Source organism: Thermomonas fusca DSM 15424 (assembly GCF_000423885.1).
Classification (GTDB): Bacteria; Pseudomonadota; Gammaproteobacteria; order Xanthomonadales; family Xanthomonadaceae; genus Thermomonas; species Thermomonas fusca.
On record NZ_AUIV01000043.1, the window covers coordinates 1 to 8,019 of the forward strand.

At 56.6% G+C, this 8,019-nt stretch carries 16 protein-coding genes; 7 read left to right on the forward strand and 9 right to left on the reverse strand.

Features of this window, described 5'->3' with window-relative positions; genetic code table 11:
• Positions 1-168 precede the first annotated feature (168 nt).
• The 8 genes from G582_RS0113105 to G582_RS18075 form a co-directional block, all read right to left on the reverse strand.
• A complete protein-coding gene (locus G582_RS0113105) occupies positions 169-768 on the reverse strand; it encodes a hypothetical protein (RefSeq protein WP_028840207.1) in 600 nt (199 codons plus the stop codon).
• A 311-nt stretch (positions 769-1,079) separates the two neighbouring features.
• Positions 1,080-1,514, reverse strand: a complete 435-nt coding sequence (locus G582_RS0113115) for a hypothetical protein (RefSeq protein ID WP_028840208.1) — start codon at positions 1,512-1,514, stop codon at positions 1,080-1,082.
• Positions 1,515-1,651: 137 nt separating this feature from the next.
• Positions 1,652-1,963, reverse strand: coding sequence for a hypothetical protein (locus G582_RS18065; protein ID WP_156880527.1), 312 nt, complete (start codon positions 1,961-1,963; stop codon positions 1,652-1,654).
• A gap of 442 nt (positions 1,964-2,405) precedes the next feature.
• Entirely contained in the window at positions 2,406-2,843 is a 438-nt protein-coding gene (locus G582_RS18070; RefSeq protein WP_156880529.1) for a hypothetical protein, read from the reverse strand.
• A gap of 76 nt (positions 2,844-2,919) precedes the next feature.
• Positions 2,920-3,402 carry a DUF4124 domain-containing protein gene (locus G582_RS17705; protein ID WP_169380648.1) on the reverse strand — a complete coding sequence of 161 codons (483 nt, stop codon included), beginning with the start codon at positions 3,400-3,402 and terminating at the stop codon, positions 2,920-2,922.
• An 87-nt stretch (positions 3,403-3,489) separates the two neighbouring features.
• Positions 3,490-3,813: a hypothetical protein gene (locus tag G582_RS0113120; protein WP_028840209.1), complete on the reverse strand. Its 324-nt coding sequence runs from the start codon at positions 3,811-3,813 to the stop codon at positions 3,490-3,492.
• Positions 3,814-3,882: 69 nt separating this feature from the next.
• Entirely contained in the window at positions 3,883-4,224 is a 342-nt protein-coding gene (locus G582_RS0113125) for a VOC family protein (RefSeq protein WP_028840210.1), read from the reverse strand.
• A 70-nt stretch (positions 4,225-4,294) separates the two neighbouring features.
• Positions 4,295-4,609, reverse strand: a complete 315-nt coding sequence (locus tag G582_RS18075; protein ID WP_156880531.1) for a hypothetical protein — start codon at positions 4,607-4,609, stop codon at positions 4,295-4,297.
• A 243-nt stretch (positions 4,610-4,852) separates the two neighbouring features.
• Here G582_RS18075 and G582_RS18080 point away from each other — a divergent pair, with 243 nt between their 5' ends.
• The gene (locus tag G582_RS18080) at positions 4,853-5,005 is read left to right on the forward strand and encodes a hypothetical protein (protein WP_156880533.1); all 153 of its coding nucleotides are present in this window, start codon (positions 4,853-4,855) and stop codon (positions 5,003-5,005) included.
• 87 nt (positions 5,006-5,092) lie between these two features.
• Complete coding sequence (locus G582_RS0113135) at positions 5,093-5,350, forward strand: hypothetical protein (RefSeq protein ID WP_038054232.1); 258 nt, start codon at positions 5,093-5,095, stop codon at positions 5,348-5,350.
• A gap of 55 nt (positions 5,351-5,405) precedes the next feature.
• Here G582_RS0113135 and G582_RS0113140 read toward each other — a convergent pair whose 3' ends face one another.
• Positions 5,406-5,783 (reverse strand): hypothetical protein, encoded by a 378-nt coding sequence (locus G582_RS0113140; protein ID WP_028840212.1) that lies wholly within the window; start codon positions 5,781-5,783, stop codon positions 5,406-5,408.
• 143 nt (positions 5,784-5,926) lie between these two features.
• On the opposite strand from G582_RS0113140, the gene G582_RS0113145 reads away from it, so the two are divergent.
• From G582_RS0113145 to G582_RS0113165, 5 genes are all read left to right on the forward strand, one after another.
• Entirely contained in the window at positions 5,927-6,106 is a 180-nt protein-coding gene (locus G582_RS0113145) for a hypothetical protein (RefSeq protein ID WP_028840213.1), read from the forward strand.
• A 22-nt stretch (positions 6,107-6,128) separates the two neighbouring features.
• Entirely contained in the window at positions 6,129-6,494 is a 366-nt protein-coding gene (locus G582_RS18235; protein WP_169380650.1) for a hypothetical protein, read from the forward strand.
• A gap of 96 nt (positions 6,495-6,590) precedes the next feature.
• A complete protein-coding gene (locus tag G582_RS16735; RefSeq protein ID WP_051247252.1) occupies positions 6,591-6,791 on the forward strand; it encodes a crAss001_48 related protein in 201 nt (66 codons plus the stop codon).
• Positions 6,792-6,950: 159 nt separating this feature from the next.
• Positions 6,951-7,217, forward strand: a complete 267-nt coding sequence (locus G582_RS0113160) for a hypothetical protein (RefSeq protein ID WP_028840215.1) — start codon at positions 6,951-6,953, stop codon at positions 7,215-7,217.
• Between the two features lie 115 nt (positions 7,218-7,332).
• Positions 7,333-7,569, forward strand: a complete 237-nt coding sequence (locus G582_RS0113165) for a DUF2829 domain-containing protein (protein WP_028840216.1) — start codon at positions 7,333-7,335, stop codon at positions 7,567-7,569.
• Positions 7,570-8,019: the final 450 nt, after the last annotated feature.

Genomic DNA, 8,019 nt, shown 5'->3' on the forward strand with positions numbered 1-8,019 from the left:
GAAGCGCAGCGCGCGAACCACCGACCAACGCCGACCCAGCCAAACGCAATAAACGCAGAGCGCGATGCAGCGGCCGAAGCCGACAACACCGGAAAGCTTTTCCCCAGGCCTAACACCTGAGTTAAGCCGCGCCGCGAAGCGGCGTCGGCTTGAACGAATTGTTAGCCATCACACGTGAGGCCACAGGCTTGCGATGTATGACAACTCCGCATCTACCATTGGCTTGAAGTTCTTGCCGGCGGCAGAGTACGTAAAGAGCTTGCTGTTGCGAACATCAAGGACACTGAACTGGGTTCCTGGTGCCTGCGAAGCTGCGAACACATGGTTCATTAGCGAGACAATTAGGTCTGCCTTGGTCTTGGTTAGTGAGTCTGTTTTCAGGTAGAGCTTGACGATATGCGCCTGACCATTGACCTTCAGGCCGAGCTCCGGATTGATCGCTACATCAATGCCCGCGCTGGTGTATGTCTCAGTCGGCGGGGTGAACCACTCAAGTGTCTTGTTTCCCCACCACTTCTTATAACCGGCAACCATGGGCGGGTAGTTGGCAGCCTTCTTTGGGTCCATCAGCCCCTTGGTGAGGTTCGCCAAGTCGGCTTTAGCGCCGCCCTTCTTGTGCAACGTGACTAGTCCCTCGCGGAGCGCCTTATAGAAGTCGGTCGCAGGATCGTATGCCGCCCGATTCTTTAATTGGCTCACCTTGGTCGCCTTCGGGCTACCAGACTTCGTCACAACCTCAATTAGGTCCGTGAGGGTAATCCGGGGCATCAAGAACTCTCCTTGTGATGGCTAACACCTGAGTTCATGCGGGCCGCGAAGCGGACTCGCATGCAACGAATTGTTAGCTGCGACAGAAGTTACAACGGGGCGACCCATGTGTATCTGCGATTTCCCGAGAGATTGCGCCGGCCTTGGAATGCTGCTTTGCGAGGGCTGTGGCGGCGACATGTGCGTTTGCCCCTGCGGCGGGGATATGGATTGCCCTGGTTGTGAGGCTTGCGCCACGGACCTAGACCTAGACGATTGGGATGGCGAGAGCGAAGACGCGGACCGCAAACCGATAGCAGCTAACACCTGAGTTAAGCCGCGCCGCGAAGCGGCGTCGGCTTGGACGACTTGTTAGGCCCCGGCCCGGTGCCGGTGACGGAGCCCGCCAGCAATAGCAGCCCGGCTACACCGACAAGCGGGGCAACCGTGGCCCAATACACATTGCCCGGCAGAGCAAATGCCGCAAGAAACGCGGCGACGACCCCTGCTGCAACCAGAGTCGCGAGCACCACACGGGCGCACTTGGCCAGGGCAAAGAACCTTGGGCCGAGCCAGATGCGGGTGGCCCCGCCAATAAGGCCAGCGACGCCTCCGATGCCGAGCAGGAACAATAAGGGTTCCCGCGGCCCGACGGCAACGAGGATGAGCGCGAAGGGCCCGAGCAGCACGGTGGCTAGAACTACCACCCCGGCGAGCAGCCCGCGCACCGCTTTTCGGTCTATCCAACTGGCGACTCTGCTGAACAAGGGGCCTAACACCTGAATTAAGCCGCGCCGCGAAGCGGCGTCGGCTTGAATGAATTGTTAGGCAGTCCGCCCAGAGCCCTTATTTGTTGGCGACTAGCATTTTGTCGCCACATATGCGGAATGCCTGTACTTGCAGATCAGGGTGTTGGGCAAGCGTAGTAGTCGGCCGTCATTGTGGTCTCATTGCTGGTGTATAGGGCACCGGCAATAATCGCCCCGCCGCTCTGCTGGGAGGAAGTGGTGACAATGACAATGACATTTGCGCCAGCCTTAGAGGCGCGTACCTTGTGCCATTTCTCGCAGCGAAGCACCCCTTTACTTCTGGATGTCTGACAGGATTCTTGCTTGATGAACTTGCAACCGTCGGGAGCTTGGTTCATGAGCCTTGGCTCACTGGCCAGAGTTTGTGCTGAAATCAGAATGCCGAGTAGAGCTGTCCACTTCTTCATGCGATTCTCCTTGTGTGTGCTGCCTAACACCTGAGTTAAGCCGCGCCGCGAAGCGGCGTCGGCTTGAATGAATTGTTAGGGGGCGCTACTTGGTGCAGTAAGCGACCGCGCCAAGAACCCCGGTGTCTGGCCTGCAAGTTACAGTGCCCGAGTTGTCCCCCCTGCTACAGATCATGCCAGAAATGTCTTTGTGCTTGTTGCAAGAATCCAGATCATTGAATCGGGCGGCAACAAAGCAGCTTGTGTCGCCAGCTGCGCAAATGACATATCTGACAGGTGTTTCACCCACAGCGTTTAGCGGGCCATCCTTTGGGCCGCCTCGCGAGCAGCCAGAAAGTGCGGCGGCAGCTAGAGCTAAAGCGAACAGATGCGAGATACGCACAAAGCCCCCTAACACCTGAGTTAAGCCGCGCCGCGAAGCGGCGTCGGCTTGGACGAATTGTTAGAACTGCTCTCCGGAATAGACCTTCTTGCGCCAATGTGTAAGCTTCCGGATCGCTGAAATAATGTCCGTATCGCTGTCGAGACGGATGGCCTTGGTGGTGGTTTTGCCGCCGGGTGGGCGTGCGGTTGCTTGAGCATAAATCCTAACTGTCCCGTCAGCGTTCTGATCTTCTGTAATGGAGATGCCCATAGCTCCGGAGTTGCTGCGAGACGCACCAGAGCGTGGGCCGCGATTCTTGCTTTTTGGCATTTGTGGCAGGATCTTGTCTCGGTAGGCGCGTGCCCGATCAAGTGCCACATCCTTGCCGCCGCAGATTAAATCACTGAAGAGCCTAGTCAGCAGAACTTCTCCGCGCTCTACGTGGAATTGAAAACCATGAGTAGCACGTCCATCAATTCGTTTGATGTTCGGCTCTGATTCTGGGTTCCGGTACATAGAACTCTCCAAGCAGTTCTAACACCTGAGTTAAGCCGCGCCGCGAAGCGGTGTCGGCTTGGACGAATTGTTAGGCCTATCTGCCACAGAGCCTGTCATAGCGATCCTGAGCCCGTCTGATTGTGGTCATTGTTCGGTTTGGATCTGAAAGTGCGATATTAAGTTGTGCTTTTGCCTCGCCGCATGCTTGGGAGGCCGAAATCTGTTGAGGTTGATCATAAACACGACGGGTAGGTGGGGGACTAATAAGCTCGTGTCTTTGGCCGGTCGCAGGATCAATCATGCCATTGCCGCCGCCGGGGATCATGAATTTTTGTTGCCCAGTAGTGACATCAAGCACCATGCCGGGTTGGTGAGGAACCACTTCTGTGCGTGTTGGACACGTAGTGCCGCGCTTGATGTAGCTGCTTCCATTTGGACGGATGCAGCGAACGTAATCCCCACCGTCTGAACTTGAGCAAGGCGTTTGCTGGTATGTCTTGCCGCCGCGGCCATCTGGACACGTATAGATTTGAGCTAGGGCAGGTGTTGTCAGAAGCAAAAGCGTAATCAGCAGCATGAGTCGCATTGCGTTCTCCAAGAGAGGCCTAACACCTGAGTTAAGCCGCGCCGCGAAGCGGCGTCGGCTTGAATGAATTGTTAGATTTCACTTGCGCTTGGACACAACGCCCTCGAGCCTTACGAGCGCGTCTTGTACCTTTGGAAATATTGCGCGGTCATAACCCTTCTTGCCGTCAAATTTCTTGACCGCCTCTTTTGCCTCAAGAGTGGTCAAGTCGAAGCTGACAGAATTCTGTAGTTCCAACCATGTCAGTGTTACGGCAATCACTTCAGGGCTTGTGATAGTTATGGTGATCTGAGGGAATCCAGGGAAGGTGAAATTGTTGACTTGCAGGTCGTGGAGAGCAGCCTCGGCAATGGCGCCCGCCAAAACAGCTGGAGAGAACGTAAAGCTTGTCTTGCGCGCCATGATGCCTCCTGTGAAATCTAACACCTGAGTTAAGCCGCGCCGCGAAGCGGCGTCGGCTTGAATGATTGGTTAGGCCTGCGCCTGCTGAAAGGCCAAATGATAGCCATTGCAATCTCTAACGCCGAACTCCCGGGAGCCATACGGCATATCTTGGATGGGCCAAGCGACAGCAGCCTTGTCTTTGACAGATGCAAAGTAGCCGTCTACGTCTGGAACCGTGAAGTAGATGGTGCCGGAGAAGCCGAGCGGGCTCTCCCACAAGTCACTAGGTGTGAAGATAAGTGTCTCGCGCTGGTGCTCCGCGGTGAGCGTGCCCTCCGCCGAGTCGCGCACGTTGAAGCCAAGCGCCGACTGATAGAACTGTCGGGTCTCCTCAAGATCGCGGCAGCGCAGGAGAATTGTCAGTGGCATGAATGGCTCCTAGCAGGCCTAACACCTGAGTTAAGCCGCGCCGCGAAGCGGCGTCGGCTTGAACGAATTGTTAGAACTCACGAAGCATGTCCTCAGCGCATCCGTCGCGATATTCCTCCAAGTCAAGCATTGTATTGTGAACGGCAGCCGCATCGACTTTGTCTCTAACGATCAGGTGCACTGCCTCAATAAATGCAATCGCTTTTCTTTGTTCAAAATTTTTGCCGTGGACATAGGAGTTGCATGCAAGAGTTGTGCTTCTGTAAGCGTCAGAAGCGCGGATTGTGTCCGGCCAAGGAACAAGCTTGACATTGGCTGTTCCAGGGGTCCAACAAAGCATAGCGTTCGTGCAATCGAAGCGCGGATCTTCTAGCTTTTTGTGCATGATCGAAATTCTCCCAGTGAGTTCTAACACCGGAAATAAGCCGACGAACGAAGTGAGTTCGGCTTGATTGACTGGTTAGGTTGCAGGCGATTGAGTGGAGCGGCACGCATGAGCTGTGACATGCAGCGCGGAGGCGAAAACCGCGCAGGTTGTAAAGGACGTTTCGACACGTCTGCCGCATCGCTACGGAGCCTTTGCAGGTAGCCAATCCTGCCCGCTCCACTGAATTGCTTGGAGGTTGACATGTACGGCAAAGACACTTGGCAGTTTTGGGCATTCATCGCGGCATCGTGGCTGCTGTTCCCAGTGGTGTGCGCGTGGCTGATGTTGACGCACCCAGGTCGCGTTGCGCTCATCACGAAGCGCGTTTTCTTGAACGACTGGCGTGATGCCTGATATGCAACCTAACACCTGAGTTAAGCCGCGCCGCGAAGCGGCGTCGGCTTGAATGAATTGTTATGTCTCACATGCTTGGAGAGCGAAATGACTGTAACCGATAGCGAATTAACGATGAAGGCGCGCAGCGTTGCGAAGTGCCTGACGTACAACGACGACGAACCGCAGGCGACGGCAAAACACTTGCTGCTGGAAATGGCCCACAGGATCGACGCCAAAGACATCCGCGTCCACAAGAAGCGGGACGGGCTTTTGCTGATTAACGGCATCGGCAAAGCTCGTTTTATGAATTGGTCTGAGCGCATCCGCTGGCTGTTGTTCGGCGTGCGACCGGAGCGGGTGTGAGACATAACACCTGAATTAAGCCGCGCCGCGAAGCGGCGTCGGCTTGAATGAATTGTTAGGCGACACTATATATGTAACGGAAGCTACCGAGATACTCGTAGAATGCAAACCCGGAGATCAGTGCGGCGGAAGCGAACGCGCATGTGGCCGCCACGCGAAGCATAAGCCTTGGAAAGGGCGCGTCATGAAAGCGCGATGTGAGCGCGTGATCTACAACCCAATAGGCTGCCGCGCCGATGGCTAAGCCGCCGATGAACAATATACTTTGTGCCAGCGCAAAGACGACGTTTCCGACATGCACGCGGCTACTAACGGAGAAGAGAGTTGCTGCGATAGCCGCGGCGGACACTCCCAGTAGTGACGCCAAGTCGGCGATCATTGCTATGCGTTGGGTAGCGGTGCCAGTGCGGAAGTCTTGGATAAAGGTTTTCATGTGATCAGTATGCGACGTAGCAGCTGTGGCGCCTAACACCTGAGTTAAGCCGCTGCGCTGCGGCAGACACAAACCCCGATCAAGTCACGAAGCGCAGTCGGCTTGAATGAATTGTTAGACCTCAACCAAAACGGAGCGACACCATGAAAGACAACCTGCTTATGCAACTGGCCGACCGCTGGGATCGTGACGCGAAAGACCCCGAAGCGATGGACGGTAGTGACGAGGCGAAAGAGCGTAATGCTTATGAACATGGCATGCGCTACGCGAAGCGCGAATGCGCCAACACTGTCCGAGAGCTTATCCGCCTGATTGGCGATTGAGGTCTAACACCAGAATTAAGCCGTGCCGCGAAGCGGCATCGGCTTGAATGATTTGTTAGGCATGTTCTGCCCGGATAAGGATCTGCGTGATCTTGCGCTGAAACAGCAGCAAAAAGGCAACAACGGCCAGTGGAACCCACGAGTCCAAGAAGAACCCGCTGATGAGGGAGAGGAACACGGCGACGAGTACCGCCAAAGCGGCAGATCGCTCCCCTGTGACGTGGAAGTCCCGGCGACACTTGGGGCAGACGGTGTACACGAGCGAAGCCTTCTTGAAGGCGGTGCTTTGTTCCGGCAGTGGGACAGCCGGAATGGTAGTTCTCGCCTCTTCAAGCGAGATTTCATTGCGGCAGTTTGGGCAGCAGATGAGTGTCCGGAACATGCCTAACACCTGAATTAAGCCGACCCGCGAAGCGGGTTCGGCTTGGATGAACTGTTAGCCCTCACAGCGAGAAGGGCACAACTGCAACAGGAGAGCATTGCCATGTCTGATCTACAGCCGCACCAGCAACGAGTTGTCGCCGAGAAGAAGGAGCTTGACGACAAGCGTGAAAAGCTCGGCGCGTTCAAGAACACCGATATGTTCGCGTCCCTGCCGTGGCAGGAGCAGGAACGACTCAACACGCAAGCGCACATCATGACGATGTATAGCGCAGTGCTTGGCGAGCGCATCGCGGCGTTCTGACCGCACAAACACCCCCACGCTGCTGCGATATTCGGCGTGGGGGCTAACGACGAGTTAAGCCGGCCCGCTACGGCAGGCCACGAACGACAGCGAGACCGCGAAGCGGGCTCGGCTTGAACGCCTTGTTAGGCGGCCAACGAAACCAATAGGAGCGCGAACATGCAAGTCGAACTGACCGCCAAGCCGCTGCAATTCACCGAGGACGGCCCGCACAGCATCACCGGTTGCACCGAGTGGATCGACGGGCTGATGGGATTCCACATTACTTGCGACCCCTCCGAGCCGCCTGAGTTCAGGTATTCGGCAGCGTGGGGAGAAGGTGACTCCGAGTGCTTTGCCTCGCTGGAAGAGGCGAAGGAGTGGTGCCAATCGCTTGCGGATGGGTGGATCAAGGAATGCGGACAGGCGACGGTCATTGCCGCCTAACGGCTGAAATCAGGCGGGCCGCCCGAGGCCCACATTTGGCGAGGTAATGATGCGGCCTCGCCTGCATTGAATTGTTAGCCCCCACAACGAGAGGGGCATTACGTAGGAGAAAGCGATGGACTTCGGAAGCGCACTGAACGAGCTGAAAGCCGGCAACAAGGTGCAGCGTGACGGCTGGAATGGCAAGGGCTTGTGGCTTGAACTGCAACACCCGGACGAGAACAGCAAAATGACGCTGCCCTATCTGTTTCTCAGCTACCCCGACGACGCGGCAAACACTCCGGGCGCACGTGTGCCGTGGCTCGCCAGTCAAACTGACGTTCTGGCAGAGGACTGGAAGCGGGTTGCGTGATCTATACCCCCCACGCTGCCGTAGTGGTGGCGTGGGGGCTAACACCTGAGCTAACCCGCGCCGCCGTCTTGGCGCGTCACATACGAGGCTACTCCGAAGCGGCGTCGGGGTTGAGCGAATTGTTAGACCGCGATCTTTGGAGAACGAAATGATTGCTGGCTGCTACACGCTCGACCTGTACTGCGAAAACTACAAGGCCGGCGTCAAGTTCCCCGACGAACACGGCCACAAGTGGGACGAGTTCCCGTGGACATACAGCCACGAACTTGGCTCACGATGCCGAGCGAAGGCGCGGAAGGCCGGATGGAAATTGCTGCCAGACGGGACCGCCCTCTGCCCGAAGTGCAACAAGCGGTCTAACACCTGAGTTAAGCCGCGCCGCGAAGCGGCGTCGGCTTGGACGAATTGTTAGCTGCGACTATTGACCTGCTCTTGCGAAGAGAATTGGGA